Consider the following 16,494-nt stretch of genomic DNA (forward strand, 5'->3'; position numbering starts at 1 on the left):
TTGTCACAATATCACTTCACCACCGGCAGCTCGTCGATCGCGGTGGTATAGCGGGGGCTTAACTGCTCCCGCTTCATCATCCACTCCCGGGTGTCACGGCCGCGGGCCGCGAAGTAGACCTTCCCCAACCTCCCCTGGTTGATCTTGTCGATGACCTGCATCAGCGCCTCGCTGCGTGGGGATTGCTGCTGTGCGGCGAACAGGTCACCCTGCTGCATGCTGGCGGGGGTGAAGTCGGCCAGCATCACGCCACCTTTCTGGTAACGCTGTTCGTCGCGCCAGATGCGGGGGAGCAGCTCGGGGATCAGGGCCAGCAGCGCCCTGGTGTCATGGGTGGGCATCGCCAACTTGGTGCTTACCTGGTTGCCGTAATAGGGCTCTCGGTCGCTGAACGGGCTGGTGCGAATGAACAGGGTCACGTGCCGGCAGCACATCCTCTCCCCACGCAACTTCTCAGCGGCCCGCTCCATGTAGCCGGCCAACGCCTGGCGCATGGGCTCGATCTGGGTGATGCGCTCGCCGAAAGAGCGCGAGCAAATTATCTGCTGCTTGGTCTGGGCTTCTTGTTCCAACTCGGCGCAGGGGAGCCCCATCAGCTCCTGCACCGTGCGCTCGACCACCACGCCATAGCAGCGCCGCAGTGCCTTGGGATCGGCAGCGACCAGGTCGGCCACGGTCTTGATGCCCTGGGCCTCCAGCTTGGCTGTGAGCCGTCGGCCAATACCGCATATCTCGTCCACCGGAGTGATCGCCATGAGCCGAGCGCGCCGCTCTTCATCCCGAAGATCGACCACGCCACCGGTGGCGGGCCACTTCTTGGCGGCGTAGTTGGCGAGCTTGGCGAGCGTCTTAGTGGGGCCGATGCCGACCCCCACGATCAGCCCCGTCCACTGCTGCACCCGCTCGCGGATTTGGCGGCCATAGGCCACCAAGTCGCCCGCCCAGTACTCGCTCAACTCAATGAAGGCCTCGTCGATGCTGTAGACCTCCACCGCCGGCGCCATCCCCTCCAGAATGGTCATCACCCGGTTCGACATGTCGCCATAGAGGGGGTAGTTGCTGGAGAACCAGACCCCGCCCATGGCCTCAAAGAATTGGCGGATCTTGAAATAGGGAATCCCCATCTTGATGCCGAGCGCCTTGGCCTCTGCTGAGCGGGCCACCACGCAGCCATCGTTGTTGGAGAGCACCACGATGGGCCGCCCCTTCAAGTCGGGGCGAAACAGCCGCTCACAACTGGCGTAGAAGTTGTTCACGTCGACTAGTGCGACGGCGCAGCGCTTGTTCATGGGTTATCCACCTGGTGCACGACAAAGGCCACTACCCCGAAGATTTCCAGCTCCTGCCCCTCACTGAAATGGATGGGCCGATAGGCAGGGTTGCCAGGGAGCAAGGCGACGGTGGGCTCAAGCTGCAGCTCCTTCACCGTGAACTCGCCATCGACAGCGGCGACCACCACGCTGCCGTGCCTAGCCTTGCGGCTGCGGTCGACGACCAGCAGGTCGCCATCGCGGATCCCGTGGTCGACCATGCTGTCACCGGCCGCCCGCACGAAGTAGGTGGCCGCCGGGTGGGCAACGCACAGCTGATTGAGGTCGATGGTCTGCTCGGTGTAGTCCTGCGCCGGCGACGGAAAGCCGCAGGCCACCGGGGAGAGGAACAGGGGCTGCTCCAACAAGGGAGCATCGGGAGTGGGTTGAGCAAACATGCTGGCAATCTCTGTTTTACTGTATAAATACACAGTATAGCAAGCAGCCCAGAGAGGATCACCGTTCGGCGTTTGGCTCCACCCTTTGTGATGCAAGAGAGCCAACGTGCTGTGGATCAAATTGTATGGGGAGTCGTGTGGACAATGACGAAACGATAACTGACCATCAGCAAACTACAAATGAGCCTTGGCATTTCGTCTGAGATGCAATGCTGTCGCCCCAATCCCCCGGAATGGACTTATGAAATCTCAATACTATCCGCCAACCTTTGAAGAGACTAAATTCCACTGCCCTCATTGCAACGTCTATGCAGCCCAGTCTTGGCACCCGATACTGATCGATACCCACCAAGCATGGGTCAATACAAACTTTAAGGGTTCTAAATGCTCTCACTGCACTAAATGGTCATTCTGGTATAACGAGCGCTTGATAATACCCAATGCAAGCCAAGCGGAACCGATGCACCATGACTTGCCTGAGGATTGCCAAGCCGAGTATGAAGAAGCGAGGGATATCGTTGGCCGCTCACCTCGGGGGGCTGCTGCCCTGTTACGGTTGTGCCTTCAGAAGCTGATGGTCCATTTCGGAGCAGTAGGCAAGAATATCAATGACGATATCAAGTTCATCGTGGCCAAAGGAGTTTCTACCGAGGTCCAGAGGGCATTGGATATCTGTCGAGTAGCTGGCAATAACGCAGCCCACCCTGGGGAGTTAAACATAGAGGACACCCCAGAAATCGCACACATGATGTTCAAGATGATTAACTTCTTAGTTGCTGAACTCATAACAAGGCCAAATGAAATCAATGCCATGTTCGATCAGTTACCCCAAGGTGCGCGTGATGCTATTGAGAAGCGCGATGCAGCCAAGTAGCCAATGACCAAGGGCGCCTTCGGCGCCCTGTGTATGTTTCCTGCCGAAACTAACGTCCCCTTCCCTGTGTAGAACCGTTACCCTGCCGGCGGTGTTGTGCTGCTGGGCGGGGTGATTGTGGCTCATACGGACTCAATTGGGATCGATTGGGTGTTACTGGTCGCGCTGTGTTGCGCGATACTGCGCGGGCAACGGCAAAATCCGTTGCCGGGATTGGTATCGATGGTGGCGATTACCTTCAAAGCAAAGGAATCCAAGCCATGAACAACACCCGCTTCCATGACATCCAGTTTACCGCTATCCCCAACCATGGCTAACACTGACCGCCACCAAACATCTCCTAGCAGACAAAACCCACCATTTTCAGAGCTCTACCCACAGTAGTCACAACAGGAACGGGTTGCCCCCACACCAGAACCATCTGCCAGCAGCAGAATTTGGTAATGTGAACACGGTCAGTGAAATATTGGAGGGTCATTCCCCCCTTCAATCGACAATGTTTATGGTTTAAGGCAAGATATCCAAACTTACAATATCTGCATAATTTTCAGCAGTTTGTGGGAGGTTAGCATATGAAAATCAGTATGGGTCGGTATAACAATAAAAGCATGGGAACAATAATATGGAACAAACTGAACAACCAGATGAAATCACAGCACTGATAAAAGCCGCTGAGGAGGGGGATGCAGATGCCCAGTTTGAGCTTGGTCAGAAATACAAAGATGGAGACGTAGTAGAAAGTAATATCCACAGGGCGACCGAATGGTATCTAAAAGCAGCCGAACAAGACCATGCTCAAAGTCAGTTCACTCTGGGAGAGCTGTACCGCAGAGGGGACGTATTAGAACAAAACAACAAGATGGCATATCACTGGTATTCCAAAGCAGCGGAAAATGGTAATGCTAATGCCCAATATCTCTTTGGTGTTATGCATCAAATTGGCAAAGGTACAGAAAAAAATGATAAAAAGGCTGCCTATTGGTTTCGCAAGGCAGCTGCACAGGGACATGCCGATGCCCAGTGCGATCTAGGATGGATGTACGACTATGGCTACGGGGTAAAAAGAAGCCTCTCTAAGGCGGTTAGGTTTTATCATCTAGCAGCCGAGAATGGAAGTGCTATTGCCCAATATAATCTTGGCCTATGTTATAAAAATGGATTGCTCGTTGAACAGGACAACGCCAAGGCTCTCAATTTCTTTCAAAAAGCAGCCAATAGCACTGATAATGAGGTTCGCTTTGAAGCTATTGAAATGCAAGATGAGATTGAACGAATTATTTTATCAAGGCCAATTACAACTATTCGAACAAAAATTCTAAAGTTACTTAAAGTGAATAATGACAACATATCTTTCATGACTCATTACACCTCACTTCAGGCTGGTACCAACATATTATTCAAAGCTAGTCCACTTCGCTTAGGTCACATCAGCTCATTCAACGACCCTAATGAAGGGAAGTTACTATGGAATTATTTTGGTCATGTTCCACTGGAAAAAAAACCAGTATTTGTTGGTTGTTTCTTGCCTCATGACGACAGTTTAAATATGTGGCGCTTCTATAGCAAAAATCAAAATAATGATGATGCATGCGGCTGTGCCATTACCTTTACAACGAAAGATTTCTTTAGCTTCAGCCTATTAAAAGAGCCTACTATTAGCAAACAAAAAACTGAGCTAAAACTGGGGTTTTCCGACACAGGAAAATCACCACAGGAGAGTGCAACCTTCTATCGAATCGTCTATGTAAATGAAGACATGAGTATTTATGACAACGATGAGACAGATACTCTTAAGGATTTATTCTCAGAATTAAAAATAGAAATTAACAAATTCCTTGGTAAATCACCAAGCGATGAAAAACTCCAGCAAGCATCAAGACTTATGGGGCCATTACCATATTTAATAAAAGATGCAGATTATAAATCTGAAGAGGAACACCGGATTATTGTCACACATTTAGAGTATGGTTCAAGCGAAATTCAGACACAAGAACCAACACTTGAAAATGAAATTCCTAAATCGACTCCAAAATTATTCTTGGAACTGAACAGAGCAGAACATCTCGATGCTATAAAACATATAACCCTAGGTCCAAAGGCTCCTTACAAGGAAATGATGGCCCCTTATTGGCACCATAAGCTAGCTAATGACTTCCCTGAGCAAATAAAAAACAAAATTGATTTTTATGTTAGAGCATCAAAATGTGCTTACAAATAACCAGAATTTTAAGATAGTACAACGCTCCTTTACTTGCGGATTAATGTGAAAGGATCTGACGGAAAGTGAAGGATCACAACAAGGATCTGGAAGGCTGCACGCGGCCAGTGCTGGCGCGGGGAGCAGATAACCGGAACCAGTCTTTCACCTGCATGGAAATCGACACATAAAGCGGGCAGGCGAGGCGGGGGTTCGATTGCGCGCGCTGGGTGCTGGCAGGGGGCGGAAGGATGCGCCAGACGCTCAGGGTGTGCGTGAAAGGATCTGCGAGGGTTAGCGAATGGCTAGCGCCCCCGCCTCAACAGCGGGCCGCACAGGCGCTATGGTGGCGTGGCCGCCAGGCAAAAGAAAACCCCGCCAGCTGGCGGGGTTGCTTGCTATGGGGCTGGGGTCAGATCAGGTCAGATCAGCCGGTCGCTATGGTCTGCCGTATCGGTACCGACCGCCAGCTTGTAGGGATTGAACCTGATCACCTCTTCCCCTGCCCAGTCGTTGATCTGCAGCAGGCTGGCCTTGAGGCTGTCCACCTCGTTCACATCGAACACCTGGGCGGCTTTGGTCACATCGCCGAACCCGCCTGTATTGTTCGGCATAACCCCCATCAGCTGGGGCGGTACCCTATGGGTCGCCAGCTGGTCATCGCGGCTCACGTTCTTGATGGAGAGAAAATCGTCCTTGGCCGCCACCTCCGCCACCGGGATCAGCTTCACCCCGTCTTTGCTGCCGTTCGGAGTGTAGAGCAACAGGTTGCGGAAGTTGCCGGGGCCCTTGCTCTGGCGCAGCGCCTCTTTCAGCTTCTTGATGTCGTCCTCGTTCTGCACCGCGTCTGTGATATGCATGATGAAGCCGGCATGGCTGCCATTTTCGTAGTATTTGCGCCGGAACAGCGTGGCCGACTCATTCAGCAGCGTCGAATTCAGGCCTCCCACATAATCGGGGATGCCGTAAATCTCCTGGTTGATGTCGCTCTCCATCACATGGCCAACCGAACCGATCGGCATCTGCTGCTCCTTACCGGGCTGCGCAATCCACCAATAGGCATCGAGATCCAGCCCGCGCCTCACATACTTGGCCCGCAGATGGTCATAGCGCAGCCCCCCGCCAAGCCGGTTCAACACCGCGTGGGGGTAGCAATTGCCGAAGATCAGATAGTCATTCACCAGCCCGGTGAACGCCGTCAGGCTCAGTTTGGGATGGGGAACAAAACAGCTGCGCAGAATGTTGCGCTTCACCTGAATGGCAGAGGCATGATGCACCCCGGCACGATAAACCCGCGCCAGCCCCTGCAAACTCAGCGGCGGCTCATACCACCGCCCGTTGTGCATCGCCTCCAGGTAATCGAACACCTCCCGCTGACTCAGCACCGGCACCGGCTCGCCAAAGGAAAACGCCTCGATCGCATCAGCGGCGGGCGCTTGGGTCGCCGTCACCGGCGGGGTCTTGCGCGGATTGCGGCGCTTTGTCATGAAAAAATCTCCATCATGCTGGTATTGGTACCGTTGGCGCCTGCCAGCGGCTCATGTAACAGGGCTTGCATGGTTGCCCATGCGATGTCGGCGTGGCTGACCTCTTCGGAACGGCTCGCCTCAAACGTCGGCAACTTGCCGCCTGCGGTCACCGCCCGGCGAATACTCATAAACGCCTGCGCCAGGTCAGTCATCCCGCAGTCAAACTCCAGTCGCCCCTTGTTCATCACATCCTGCGCCTTCATCACCATCTGAATCTTCACGCTCGGGTTGTACTGGATGGAGTGAGCCGCCGGATAGAACTGCTTAACCAGCTGATAAACACCCTCCCCGATCCCTGTCGTGTCGATGCCGATATAGGTCACGTTGTAGCGATCGCACATGGCGCGAATGGCCCGCGCCTGCGCATCAAAGTCCATCCCCTGCCAGCGGTGGCGCTCCAACACCCGAAACTTGCCACCGGGCACAGAGGGAGGAGCCAGCACGGCACAACCAGCGCTGTCACCCTGCCCGCCCTTCGCCGGGTCATAACCGATCCAAACCGCACGGTTGCCGAGTGGCCGCAAAGCGTGGGGCTTGTAGTCATCCCACACCTCCCAGCTGTCAACCATGCACCGTTGCAGCGTGGCGAGCGGGAACACGCTGGCCGTGTCATCCATAAACTCGCACATCAGCAGATTGCGGTACTCCTCCTCGGAATACTCGCCGCGCAGCTGGTCCAGGTCGAACAGGTCACAACCACCGCGCACCGCATCCTCAACCGTGACGATCTGCCGCCACTGGCCATCAGCGCACAGCTTGCCGCTGGCCAGATTGGTATGGCTGAGGTCAATCTCGACCCGATCGGCCTTCGCCTTGCCTCGGTTGAAGTTGGCACCAGACCAGAACGAATAAGCGGGGTGTGACAGGCTGGAAGGGGTGGAAATGTAGGTCTGGCGCCACTTCTTGTGCATCGCCATACCGGATGCAACCTTGCGGAACTCAAGAAAGCCATGGATCCAGAAATACTCATCCATGTAGATGTTGCCGTGGTAACTCTGGGCGGTACGGGCATTGGTGCCGAGAAAGTAAAGGTGCGCGCCGTTCGGCAGCACCATGGGGTCACCTTTCAGCTCGACCCCCTCCTCCTTGGCAAACTGGATGATGTACTGCTTGAACACATGGGCCTGCGCCTTGCTGGCTGACAGGAAAATCTGATTGCGGCCCGTCACCAGCGCGTCGATAAACGCCTCGAAGGCAAAGAAGTAAGTCGCCCCGATCTGGCGCGACTTGAGCAGGTCGCGGATCCGGTATTCAAGGCCAGCCTGATACCAAACCCGCTGATAACCAAACATCGTCGACTCAAACCGCTCGATAAGCCGCTCTTGCTGCTCGGGCTCAACCACATTGCGCTCTGGCGCCTTCTTCGGCCCCTTGTTGCGGTTCGCCACCTTCGGGTTGAGGTCGGCCTCGTTGCCGCCGTTGCTGTACCTGTTGACCCGGGCGACCCGCTCAAGCTGGCGGCCCAACAAGTCAATCTCCTTGAAATCGCCGCCGGTTTTCATCTCCTTGGCGATCAGCTGACACAACCGCGCCTCCAGCGCGAAATCGACCCGGTCAATCGGTTTGATGTCATCCCAGCCGTCGCGCTTCTTCCAGGTCGAAACAGTCCCCTCTGGCGTCTGCAGCAATTCAGCAATGGCGCGGAGTGGGTAGCCCTGAAAGAACAGGTGCATGGCCTGCCGTCTGGGTTCGATATGGGGGAAAAGTAAGGGTGCTGTAGTCATGGCGCCAGTCTACCCAGCCACGCAAGCACAACGAGCGCGCCGCCGTTGTAAACGGCGGTTTTACAACAGCCACAGATTGAAGGATCTGGGGCACAAGCCAGACCATGAGCCCGACCAGAAACCCAATTCACAAAGGGATCCCAGCTCATGCCTAAGTCCAAATTTTTCCGCGTCGCCGTCGAAGGGGGCACGACCGACGGGCGCACCATCACCCGCGACTGGATTGAACAGATGGCCAAGCGCTACAACCAGTCCACCTATGGCGCGCGGGTCAATATGGAGCACATCCGGGGCATCGACCCGGAAGGCCTGTTCAAGATGTACGGCGACATCACCGCCGCCAAGACCGAAGAGGTCGAAATTGAAGGCGAGAAACGCCTTGCCCTGTACGTACAGATTGACCCGACGCCGGAGCTGATCGCGCTGAACAAGAAGCGCCAGAAGGTTTACACCTCCATCGAAATCCACCCGAACCTGAACGACAAAGGCGCCTACATGATGGGGCTGGCCGTCACCGACAGTCCGGCCAGCCTTGGCACCGAAATGCTCCAGTTCTGCAGCCAGGCATCGGTCAACCCCCTTGCCGATCGCAAATATCACCCTGACTGCCTGTTCACCGAAGCGCTGGAAACCGTCATCGAATTTGAAGACGACAGCGACAAGGGGCCAAGCCTGGCTGAACGCATCAGCTCCTTGTTCAGCAGCCACAAAAAACAATCGGCCGCAGATTTCAGCGACGTCCATCAGGCCGTCGAAGCCGTGGCCAAAGAAGTCACCACCATCAGCGCCGACCTGCAAAAGCAGTTCAAAGAGCAGGCCACCACCATCACCGAACTGACCAGCAAGCTGGAAGGCACAGAGAAAGAGCTGGCCGACCTGAAAACCTCGCTGGAACGCCAGGAAGATTTCAGCCACAAGCGCGATCCCGCCACCGGTGGCGATGGCACCACCACCGTATCCACCGATTGCTAAGGAGCATCGTCAATGCGTAACGAAACCCGCGTGAAGTTCAACCAGTTCACCCAAAAAATCTGTGAGCTGAATAATGTAGACAGCGCCAGCACTAAGTTTACCGTCTCTCCGTCGGTCGAGCAGACGCTGGAAACCCGTATTCAGGAAAGCAGCGCGTTCCTGAGCATGATCAACGTGGTTCTTGTTCCTGAGCAGGAAGGCGAGAAGCTGGGACTTGGCATCAACACCACCATCGCCGGCACCACCGACACCTCAAAAAATGATCGCCAAGCGGTTGATCCGTCCAACCTGACAGGTAACCGCTACCGCTGCGAACAGACCAACTTCGATACCGCTCTGCGTTACCCCAAGATCGATGCGTGGGCCAAGTTCCCTGATTTCCAGACCCGTCTGCGCGACGCAATCCTGCAGCGTCAGGCCCTCGACCGCATCATGATTGGCTTGAATGGCGTAGAACGCGCCGCCACATCCAACCGCGTAACCAACCCGAAATTGCAGGACGTAAACAAGGGCTGGCTGCAAAAAATCCGTGAAGAAAAGCCGGATAACGTGCTGGATGAAGTCAAAGAAGGGTCAGGCGTCATCAAGGTCGGAGCTGGTGTCGGTGTAGCCGATGGTTATAACAACCTCGATGCACTGGTGATGGATCTCACCGAACTGCTGGGCCCGACTTATCGCGACGATACCGAACTGGTGGCAATCGTCGGTCGCAAGCTGCTGCACGACAAATACTTCCCCATGGTCAACAAAGACCAGGTGCCGAGCGAGAAGATGGCCGCCGATGTCATCATCAGCCAGAAACGCATGGGCGGCTTGCCTGCCGTGCGCGTGCCGAGCTTCCCTGACAACGCCATTATGGTCACCCGTCTGGATAATCTGTCCATCTACGTACAGGAAGGAACTCGCCGCCGTGTAATTCTCGACAACGCCAAACGCGACCAGATCGAGAACTACGAATCGGTCAATGAGGCTTACGTGGTCGAAGACTACGAAGGCGCTGCGCTGGCCGAACACATCCAGCTGGTTGAACCGGCTCCGGTCGCATAAGGGGGATACATGACAAGCCCCGCCCTGCGCGCCCGCGCTCGCAAACTGGCCGCCCTGCAAGGGGCGGCCAATCCTCAGTTCGATCAGGTCACCGCCAACGCCTACGAACTCCAGCTGATGCAACTGCGCCAGCACCAGCAGACACTCAAGGGCATCCAGAGCATCGAGCGCAAGATCGACGCCAAACGCACCATGCTGGCCACCTACAAACCGTGGATTGACGGCCTGCTGGCTGCCGATCGCGGCGGTCAGGATGACGTGCTTGTCACCGTCACCCTCTGGCACCTCGACACCGGCGATCTGGCTGGCGCCTTGCCGATGGCTGACTACGTGATCCGCCACAAGCTGAACACCCCGGATCAATACGAACGCACAGCCCCCACCCTCATTGCCGAAGAGGTAGCCGACACCGCCATCAAACTGCAAGAGACTGGCACCGGCCCCGACCTCTTCCTGCTCATCAACTATCTGAGACTGCTCCAAGACTGCGACATCTTCGATCAGGTGCGCGCCAAGCTGCACAAGGCCGTCGGTCGCGCCTATCTGGCCGAAGGGGGCAAAGAACCAGCCGCAGAGCACTACCGCCGCGCCCTCGAACTGCACGACAAAGTGGGCATCAAGAAAGAGCTGGAAGTGCTGGAGCGCGAAATCAAGAAAGAAAAAGAAGCCGAACAGGCAGCCAAAGCAGAGGCAGAACAGGCAGCAGCAGAACAAGCCGCCAAAGACGCCGAGCAAAAGGCAGCCGAAAACGGCACCACCGAACAGCAAGGCCACGCCGACGGCGAGACCAGCTAACCGAGCGTACCCCGCACCCTGGGCGGCTCGGGCCTGACGAATGCCAGCGGCATACCAGACGGCCCGACCACCGCCCAACAAACGGGGGAAGGAGCATCCATGACATCAGGATTCATCCCCACCAATCAGGCCAACAAAGACGAAGGCGAAATCGCCAGCGCCCCATTCTGGCCGGTCATCAAACTGGCCGATGTGCGCGCCATCATGCGCACCGATGGCACCGTCACCACCGAACGGCTGCGCCATGCCGTGATTGACGCCATCGCCGCCGTCAACAGCGATCTGAGCGGCTGGGCCATCAACCGCCAGGGTGAAGGTCATGCCGAGCTGGCCGACGTGCCATCCCAGACCATCAACAACGAATCCGTGCGGGTTCACTGGTATCGCCGCGCCGTCTACAGCATGGCCCGCGCCAACCTCTACGAACGCTATCTCGACAGCTCGGCCACCGCCGACGCCGTCAAAGATGCCGAACCGCGCAACCTCACCGCCGACGACCTATACCGTGATGCCCGCTTTGCCATCCGCGACATCCTCGGCGAAACCCACACCACGGTCGAACTCATCTGATGCAGCTGCGCGCCCAACAGGGGGAAACCCTCGACCTCATCATAAACCGGCACTACGGCTACACCGCAGGCATCACCGAACAGGTGCTGACCCTCAATCCGGGGCTGGCAGAACTGGGGCCCATCCTGCCGATGGGCACTCTTATCACCCTGCCGGATACCCCGACCCAAGCCGCCGCGCCACTGATCCAGTTATGGGACTGACCATGAGCCGCCTCGACGACGAACTTGAACGACTGGCAGAGATCAGCGAGCAACAGCTCGCGGCAAAAATCCACGCCGCCCGCATCGCGGGCACCGGCCCCCACTACTGCATCGACTGCGACGACCCGATCCCGCAAGAGCGCAGAGAAGCGATCCGGGGCTGCGAACGCTGCGCCGACTGCCAGACCATTCACGAATTCCAGACCGCCCGCCAATTTGGCGGCAGACGATAACAACAGCACCAGGAGAGCACGATGCCAGAACCCATCTCATCCAGTGCAGCAACCAGCGCCCTCACAGGGCTGGCCCTGCTGTCACTCTTCCCCGGCGTAGATCCCGGCGTACTCCTTGGCGCATTCGCCGGGGCGCTGGTATTCATCGCCACCACCGCCGAACTCGGCAACCTGCGCAAGGCGGGCCTCTTCATCGCCGCCTTTGTCGCCGGTGCGCTGGCGGCGCCGCTGGTTGCCGCCATGCTGGCCAGCGTCCTGCCGCAAAGCGTCGAAGTGCCCAAGGCCGTCGGCGCCCTGCTCGCCTCGGCGCTGGCCGTCCACCTGCTGCAGTGGGTCTTGCGCAAAGCGCCGGATGACCTGCTGAAACTTCGCAAAGGGGGCTGACATGCACATGCTGACCATCATCTACGCCATGATCTGCGCCGCCATCGCCATCCGGCTGGCCACCTTCAACCGCAACGGGGGCGACTATCGCCCCATCCCAGCCCTGCTGGCGTGGCTGCTCACCGTCGCCGCTGGCTCCGTGCCGCTGCGCGTCCTGCTCGGGGCCATGCCAGCGCCTGATCCGGCTGCCGTGCTGCTGGCCGTCGTGGTGCTCACCGCCCTGATCGGCTCGCGCGGCTCGGTCATGCGCCTGCTGCCTCGCCGCCACCCGCGCCCCAGCCATACAGCTGACATCTACCGGAGGTTTCAACCATGACCATCAAAAAAGGCGCCATTGGCGCACCGGTGACCGAGCTGCAACAGCTGCTCACCCGGGCAGGCTACCAGGTGGACGCAGATGGCTGGTTTGGTGACGCCACCGAGCAAGCCGTGCTCGCCTTCCAGCGTGATCACCTCATCGTAGCCATCGGGCAGGCTGGGCCGCGCACCATGACCGCCCTGCGCGGGGCCGCCATCGGCAACCAGCTCACCATCACCGATCTGCAGCAAGCCGCCGATCGCCTCGGTGTCGAACTGGCCAAGCTCGCCGCCTTCGCCCAGGTCGAAGCCGCTGGCGAAGGGTTCGACGACTGCCAGCGCCCGCGCCTGCTGTTTGAGCGCCATGTTTTCTTCAAACAACTGGCCACTCATCAAGGAGAAGCCGAAGCAACACGCATCGCGGGCCTCTATCCGGCACTCTGCAACACCAAGCGCGGCGGCTATCAGGGCTGCCCCGCCGAATGGGCCCGCCTGCAAACCGCCATGACCCTGCACCGCGCCGCCGCCATCGAGTCGGCCAGCTGGGGCATGTTCCAGGTGATGGGCTACCACTGGCAGGCGCTGGGCTACGCCTCGGCAGAAGACTGGCTGACAGCCATGCAGCAAAGCGAACGCGAGCACCTGCGCGCCGTGGTCGGCTTTATCGAGCTGGATCCGCAGCTGCATAAGGCACTCAAGGCGGGCAAATGGGCCGATGTGGCCCGCCGCTACAACGGCCCCGCCTACAAAGAAAACAGCTACGACACCAAGCTGGCCGAGGCATACGACCACTTTGCCAAGGTCTATCCGGTGCAGGAGGTGGCAGATGTGGCGTAACCTCCTGCGCTCCCCAATCACCTGGCTGCTGCTGGCCTTGGTCGTCACCTTGGGAGGCTGGGGCTGGTCGGCCCGATCTGCCGCCAAGGCAGAGGGGCAAGTCTCCACCCTGCAAAGCGACCTCAAGGCCGCAGACGACAAGGCCAAAGAGGCCGCGCTGCGGGAGCGGGCCAAAGACAGTGCCCTTGACACCCTCACCGAACAACTGACGGCGCAGGCCACTGCCGCCCAGCAGCTGCAGGGCCAGCTCGACCAGCTGGCCATGACCGCCGCCACCCGTGAACAAACCATCACGAGGCTCAAACGTGAAAATGCTGAACTTAAGTCTTGGGCTGATAGCCATCTGCCTGCTGCTGTTGTCGGCCTGCTCCAGCGCCCCGCCATCACCGGCGCCGCAGATTATCAGGCTCACCTGTCCAGCTCCGGCCCCCTGCCAGCTGCCGCCAGCGGATCCGCTCAATAACGGCGATCTGCTCGACATGCTGACCGCTACCGAGGCAGCCTGGGCAACTTGTGCCGCCAAGGTCGATGCCGTAATCCAGTGCAACCGGAGGAACCATGCTCAAACCGGCAGCCATCCGTGACGTGATCGCCAGCTGCGTCCCGCAACTGGCGCAAAACCCCGATCTACTGATCTTCACCGTGGGCGATGGCCGCATCGTTGCCACTGGCGCCAGATCACTCTCGTTCGAGTGGCAATACCCGCTATCCATCGGCGTCATCGACTTTGCGGGCCACCCGGATCAACTGGTCGTGCCGCTGCTGGCATGGCTGCGCCAAAACCAGCCGGAGCTGTTCACCAACCCGGACAATCGGGAAAACGCCATCAAGGTAGAATCTGAGCTGCTGGCCGGTGATCTCTACGACCTGCTGATCACCATCCCACTCACCGAACGGGTTATCGTCACCAAAACCGAAGAGGGGATCGGCTGGCAGCACGTACCGGAACCGCCAGAAGACCCCTATGACGGCATCACTTGGGATCTCTTCACCAAAGAAGGGCAATAGCCATGGCCGACGCGCTCCAGCAGCTCGGCGACCAAGCCGCCGCCCTGCTCCAGCAACTCAGCGCACCAGAGCGCCGCAAGCTGGCAGCAGACCTTGCCCGCACCATGCGGGCCACTCAGGCTGAACGAATCCGCGCCAATAAACAGCCGGATGGCACACCAATGTCACCGCGCAAGCCACGCGCCAAGCGTGGCGCCATTCGCCGCAAGATGTTCACCAAGCTGGTCAAACCGGCATGGTTCAAGGCCACAGCCACCGCCAACGAAGCAACCGTTGAATTCACCGGCAGCGCCAACCGGCTCGCCACCATCCATCACTTTGGCCTTAAAGACCGCATCAAAGGCCACAGAATCCGCTACCCTGCGCGTGAGTTATTAGGAATCTCGACTCAGGAAATGACACAGCTGGAGGAGCTCTTGCTGATTCATTTGATCAAATAGGATGTTGTCGAGCGAAGCTGAAACTCATACGATACCTCACAAATTTTATCGCATGTGACAAGGATCAATCAGCGTAACGAACTGTGGCCACAGTTCTGCCAACAAGCCAAACTAAAGCGATTAATATCGGTTATCCCCAACAAACACACCATAACAATGGTGCGGATTACCTTAAAATTGCAGCCGCATCTTACAGCTAGTATTGACATGTTAGGTATGACTCAGCACATGGGTTATGTTTGTGTTCTCAATATATACTAGGGAGGTATAACTCTCTGCATAAAAAATCAACACAAACCTTAAATAAGGCAAAAAAAATACATCGGTGACTCTACAATGGACAAATATTTTGGTTTTTTAGAAAGTAAGGAAATTTCAAATAATACTATCAAGTTAATGTTTGACTGTGTTGCAACAATTGATTTCAGACCTTTTTCATCGCTTCGCGAGATATCTGAACTACGCACACTCACAATATCAATAGAAATACCAAGACACAGTAAAAAACACAAAGAAATTCAACTATTAAAGCAAAATAGATGGCATGAGATATTTTTATCAACAGAAATTGGAAATTTATTTTGCAGCATGATTGATATTTCAGGAGGCACTATAAACAATGAGTCTCGGATATATAAAATAAACACATTAAAGAAACGTTCAAAAAAGAATATTGAATTAGAGAAAACATTCTCACTAAATCGATTTACACCTTCTAATAAGAATTCCATAAAAGACGTAATCGACAAAATTGAGAACCATTCTTTTATTATAAATGTAATGAATGTAGGTCAAGGTAACTCTATTGCTGCAAAAGATTTCTATTCTTCAAAGGAGCTATTCTATGTCGATGTTGGTAGGGGAATAAATCAAAACTACGACATAAACATAAACCCGGCATTTCATCCTTCTGATGAGGCTTTTGTTATTCTGACTCATTGGGATAAAGATCACTGGGCCTCATCTGAGGTCGAAAACCGTCTAAAAAAATAAAGTGGATTGTCCCCCAACAAGAACCCATAGGGGTTTCGCATATGAAATTAGCAAGTGACCTACATCATAATGGAAATTTGCTCCTGTGGCCTGACAATATAAAAAGCATTGGCAATAATATACTTGACATTTACAAGCTTCCTAAAAACAGTGATAGAAATCTATCAGGATTAGTTACCGTTTGTAAAAATGAACACTGGAATTTAGCTCCCTGCGAAATGGAATCAAACCATTCAAAAAACCTACTAATCACCGGTGACGCACCTTATAAGAAGTGTGGTTTTTTAAACAATTATACTCTGGACGCTTTAGTTATTCCTCATCATGGTGGTAGTTTTAAATGTGAACGGCACCCAAAGGTTAAGAGAGGGAACTGTGCTGTTTTATCTTGTGGTAAAATAAATTCTTATGGGCACCCTCACCAATCTACCATTAGTGCTCACATTGCGAATGGATGGCATGTTGATACTACATTTACGGGAGATTTATATATAAAGAAGAAGAAATACTGTGTGGGGGATGCATGCGCTTCGTACTGCTGCGATGAGTTATTATTTAGTATGTTAGTCGCGTCTCGAAAAGTGATATACATATAGCGTCCAAATTAGGGCAATCATCAAAGACCTATAATCCTCCTCGCCAGTGTATCAGCCGTAGATACACTGGCCTCCTCGGATAGCCCG

General features: G+C 55.6%; 21 protein-coding genes. 17 read left to right on the forward strand and 4 right to left on the reverse strand.

All coding sequences use genetic code 11. From position 1 onward, the window contains the following. Nucleotides 1–11: 11 nt before the first annotated feature. Both umuC and umuD read right to left on the reverse strand, forming a co-directional pair. A complete protein-coding gene (gene umuC / locus NOM67_RS06045; protein WP_255934666.1) occupies nucleotides 12–1,289 on the reverse strand; it encodes a translesion error-prone DNA polymerase V subunit UmuC in 1,278 nt (425 codons plus the stop codon). Further along, nucleotides 1,286–1,708 (reverse strand): translesion error-prone DNA polymerase V autoproteolytic subunit, encoded by a 423-nt coding sequence (gene umuD, locus NOM67_RS06050; protein WP_255934668.1) that lies wholly within the window; start codon nucleotides 1,706–1,708, stop codon nucleotides 1,286–1,288. The genes umuC and umuD overlap by 4 nt, the downstream gene beginning before the upstream one ends. A gap of 241 nt (nucleotides 1,709–1,949) precedes the next feature. Between umuD and NOM67_RS06055 the strand changes: the two genes are divergently transcribed. Together NOM67_RS06055 and NOM67_RS06060 are read left to right on the forward strand one after the other, a co-directional pair. After that, nucleotides 1,950–2,582, forward strand: a complete 633-nt coding sequence (locus NOM67_RS06055; protein ID WP_255934670.1) for a DUF4145 domain-containing protein — start codon at nucleotides 1,950–1,952, stop codon at nucleotides 2,580–2,582. 622 nt (nucleotides 2,583–3,204) lie between these two features. Then, nucleotides 3,205–4,800 (forward strand): tetratricopeptide repeat protein, encoded by a 1,596-nt coding sequence (locus NOM67_RS06060; protein ID WP_255934672.1) that lies wholly within the window; start codon nucleotides 3,205–3,207, stop codon nucleotides 4,798–4,800. Between the two features lie 401 nt (nucleotides 4,801–5,201). Here the strand turns inward: NOM67_RS06060 and NOM67_RS06065 are convergent, their stop codons facing one another. Together NOM67_RS06065 and NOM67_RS06070 are read right to left on the reverse strand one after the other, a co-directional pair. Further along, complete coding sequence (locus tag NOM67_RS06065) at nucleotides 5,202–6,266, reverse strand: phage portal protein (RefSeq protein WP_255934674.1); 1,065 nt, start codon at nucleotides 6,264–6,266, stop codon at nucleotides 5,202–5,204. Beyond that, a complete protein-coding gene (locus NOM67_RS06070; RefSeq protein WP_255934676.1) occupies nucleotides 6,263–8,032 on the reverse strand; it encodes a terminase ATPase subunit family protein in 1,770 nt (589 codons plus the stop codon). The genes NOM67_RS06065 and NOM67_RS06070 overlap by 4 nt, the downstream gene beginning before the upstream one ends. Nucleotides 8,033–8,179: 147 nt before the next feature. Between NOM67_RS06070 and NOM67_RS06075 the strand changes: the two genes are divergently transcribed. The 15 genes from NOM67_RS06075 to NOM67_RS06145 all read left to right on the forward strand — a co-directional run bounded on the left by NOM67_RS06075 (nucleotide 8,180) and on the right by NOM67_RS06145 (nucleotide 16,407). Then, complete coding sequence (locus tag NOM67_RS06075; protein ID WP_255934678.1) at nucleotides 8,180–9,004, forward strand: GPO family capsid scaffolding protein; 825 nt, start codon at nucleotides 8,180–8,182, stop codon at nucleotides 9,002–9,004. A 12-nt stretch (nucleotides 9,005–9,016) separates the two neighbouring features. Beyond that, entirely contained in the window at nucleotides 9,017–10,051 is a 1,035-nt protein-coding gene (locus NOM67_RS06080) for a phage major capsid protein, P2 family (RefSeq protein WP_255934680.1), read from the forward strand. Nucleotides 10,052–10,060: 9 nt separating this feature from the next. After that, nucleotides 10,061–10,846: a phage terminase small subunit gene (gpM, locus tag NOM67_RS06085; protein WP_255934682.1), complete on the forward strand. Its 786-nt coding sequence runs from the start codon at nucleotides 10,061–10,063 to the stop codon at nucleotides 10,844–10,846. Nucleotides 10,847–10,945: 99 nt separating this feature from the next. Further along, nucleotides 10,946–11,416 carry a head completion/stabilization protein gene (locus tag NOM67_RS06090; protein ID WP_255934684.1) on the forward strand — a complete coding sequence of 157 codons (471 nt, stop codon included), beginning with the start codon at nucleotides 10,946–10,948 and terminating at the stop codon, nucleotides 11,414–11,416. Beyond that, on the forward strand, nucleotides 11,416–11,619 hold the full coding sequence (locus tag NOM67_RS06095; protein WP_185227701.1) for a tail protein X: 204 nt from the start codon (nucleotides 11,416–11,418) through the stop codon (nucleotides 11,617–11,619). The genes NOM67_RS06090 and NOM67_RS06095 overlap by 1 nt, the downstream gene beginning before the upstream one ends. A gap of 2 nt (nucleotides 11,620–11,621) precedes the next feature. After that, nucleotides 11,622–11,852, forward strand: a complete 231-nt coding sequence (locus NOM67_RS06100) for a TraR/DksA C4-type zinc finger protein (RefSeq protein WP_185227702.1) — start codon at nucleotides 11,622–11,624, stop codon at nucleotides 11,850–11,852. 21 nt (nucleotides 11,853–11,873) lie between these two features. Then, nucleotides 11,874–12,236 carry a putative holin gene (locus NOM67_RS06105; protein WP_073536721.1) on the forward strand — a complete coding sequence of 121 codons (363 nt, stop codon included), beginning with the start codon at nucleotides 11,874–11,876 and terminating at the stop codon, nucleotides 12,234–12,236. 1 nt (nucleotide 12,237) lies between these two features. Beyond that, nucleotides 12,238–12,552, forward strand: a complete 315-nt coding sequence (locus tag NOM67_RS06110) for a phage holin family protein (RefSeq protein ID WP_255934692.1) — start codon at nucleotides 12,238–12,240, stop codon at nucleotides 12,550–12,552. Then, nucleotides 12,549–13,370 carry an N-acetylmuramidase family protein gene (locus NOM67_RS06115; RefSeq protein ID WP_255934693.1) on the forward strand — a complete coding sequence of 274 codons (822 nt, stop codon included), beginning with the start codon at nucleotides 12,549–12,551 and terminating at the stop codon, nucleotides 13,368–13,370. The genes NOM67_RS06110 and NOM67_RS06115 overlap by 4 nt, the downstream gene beginning before the upstream one ends. Further along, nucleotides 13,360–13,833 carry an Rz-like lysis system protein LysB gene (gene lysB, locus NOM67_RS06120; protein WP_255934694.1) on the forward strand — a complete coding sequence of 158 codons (474 nt, stop codon included), beginning with the start codon at nucleotides 13,360–13,362 and terminating at the stop codon, nucleotides 13,831–13,833. Before NOM67_RS06115 ends, lysB begins: the two co-directional genes overlap by 11 nt. After that, nucleotides 13,727–13,954, forward strand: coding sequence for an Rz1-like lysis system protein LysC (gene lysC, locus NOM67_RS06125; protein WP_236766669.1), 228 nt, complete (start codon nucleotides 13,727–13,729; stop codon nucleotides 13,952–13,954). Before lysB ends, lysC begins: the two co-directional genes overlap by 107 nt. Beyond that, a complete protein-coding gene (locus tag NOM67_RS06130; RefSeq protein ID WP_255934707.1) occupies nucleotides 13,929–14,378 on the forward strand; it encodes a phage tail protein in 450 nt (149 codons plus the stop codon). The genes lysC and NOM67_RS06130 overlap by 26 nt, the downstream gene beginning before the upstream one ends. Before the next feature lie 2 nt (nucleotides 14,379–14,380). Beyond that, nucleotides 14,381–14,818 (forward strand): phage virion morphogenesis protein, encoded by a 438-nt coding sequence (locus NOM67_RS06135; RefSeq protein WP_255934709.1) that lies wholly within the window; start codon nucleotides 14,381–14,383, stop codon nucleotides 14,816–14,818. Between the two features lie 336 nt (nucleotides 14,819–15,154). Next, nucleotides 15,155–15,811 carry a hypothetical protein gene (locus tag NOM67_RS06140; protein ID WP_255934710.1) on the forward strand — a complete coding sequence of 219 codons (657 nt, stop codon included), beginning with the start codon at nucleotides 15,155–15,157 and terminating at the stop codon, nucleotides 15,809–15,811. A gap of 41 nt (nucleotides 15,812–15,852) precedes the next feature. Continuing rightward, nucleotides 15,853–16,407, forward strand: a complete 555-nt coding sequence (locus NOM67_RS06145; RefSeq protein ID WP_255934711.1) for a hypothetical protein — start codon at nucleotides 15,853–15,855, stop codon at nucleotides 16,405–16,407. Nucleotides 16,408–16,494: the final 87 nt, after the last annotated feature.

It is taken from the genome of Aeromonas sp. SG16 (genome assembly GCF_024436135.1).
Classification (GTDB): Bacteria; Pseudomonadota; Gammaproteobacteria; order Enterobacterales; family Aeromonadaceae; genus Aeromonas; species Aeromonas jandaei.

Bases quoted from the DNA above. Each gene is read 5' to 3' on its own strand.
- umuC (WP_255934666.1), bottom strand. From the start codon at position 1,289: ATGAACAAGCGCTGCGCCGTCGCACTAGTCGACGTGAACAACTTCTAC.
- umuD (WP_255934668.1), bottom strand. From the start codon at position 1,708: ATGTTTGCTCAACCCACTCCCGATGCTCCCTTGTTGGAGCAGCCCCTG.
- NOM67_RS06055 (WP_255934670.1), top strand. From the start codon at position 1,950: ATGAAATCTCAATACTATCCGCCAACCTTTGAAGAGACTAAATTCCAC.
- NOM67_RS06060 (WP_255934672.1), top strand. From the start codon at position 3,205: ATGGAACAAACTGAACAACCAGATGAAATCACAGCACTGATAAAAGCC.
- NOM67_RS06065 (WP_255934674.1), bottom strand. From the start codon at position 6,266: ATGACAAAGCGCCGCAATCCGCGCAAGACCCCGCCGGTGACGGCGACC.
- NOM67_RS06070 (WP_255934676.1), bottom strand. From the start codon at position 8,032: ATGACTACAGCACCCTTACTTTTCCCCCATATCGAACCCAGACGGCAG.
- NOM67_RS06075 (WP_255934678.1), top strand. From the start codon at position 8,180: ATGCCTAAGTCCAAATTTTTCCGCGTCGCCGTCGAAGGGGGCACGACC.
- NOM67_RS06080 (WP_255934680.1), top strand. From the start codon at position 9,017: ATGCGTAACGAAACCCGCGTGAAGTTCAACCAGTTCACCCAAAAAATC.
- gpM (WP_255934682.1), top strand. From the start codon at position 10,061: ATGACAAGCCCCGCCCTGCGCGCCCGCGCTCGCAAACTGGCCGCCCTG.
- NOM67_RS06090 (WP_255934684.1), top strand. From the start codon at position 10,946: ATGACATCAGGATTCATCCCCACCAATCAGGCCAACAAAGACGAAGGC.
- NOM67_RS06095 (WP_185227701.1), top strand. From the start codon at position 11,416: ATGCAGCTGCGCGCCCAACAGGGGGAAACCCTCGACCTCATCATAAAC.
- NOM67_RS06100 (WP_185227702.1), top strand. From the start codon at position 11,622: ATGAGCCGCCTCGACGACGAACTTGAACGACTGGCAGAGATCAGCGAG.
- NOM67_RS06105 (WP_073536721.1), top strand. From the start codon at position 11,874: ATGCCAGAACCCATCTCATCCAGTGCAGCAACCAGCGCCCTCACAGGG.
- NOM67_RS06110 (WP_255934692.1), top strand. From the start codon at position 12,238: ATGCACATGCTGACCATCATCTACGCCATGATCTGCGCCGCCATCGCC.
- NOM67_RS06115 (WP_255934693.1), top strand. From the start codon at position 12,549: ATGACCATCAAAAAAGGCGCCATTGGCGCACCGGTGACCGAGCTGCAA.
- lysB (WP_255934694.1), top strand. From the start codon at position 13,360: ATGTGGCGTAACCTCCTGCGCTCCCCAATCACCTGGCTGCTGCTGGCC.
- NOM67_RS06130 (WP_255934707.1), top strand. From the start codon at position 13,929: ATGCTCAAACCGGCAGCCATCCGTGACGTGATCGCCAGCTGCGTCCCG.
- NOM67_RS06135 (WP_255934709.1), top strand. From the start codon at position 14,381: ATGGCCGACGCGCTCCAGCAGCTCGGCGACCAAGCCGCCGCCCTGCTC.
- NOM67_RS06140 (WP_255934710.1), top strand. From the start codon at position 15,155: ATGGACAAATATTTTGGTTTTTTAGAAAGTAAGGAAATTTCAAATAAT.
- NOM67_RS06145 (WP_255934711.1), top strand. From the start codon at position 15,853: ATGAAATTAGCAAGTGACCTACATCATAATGGAAATTTGCTCCTGTGG.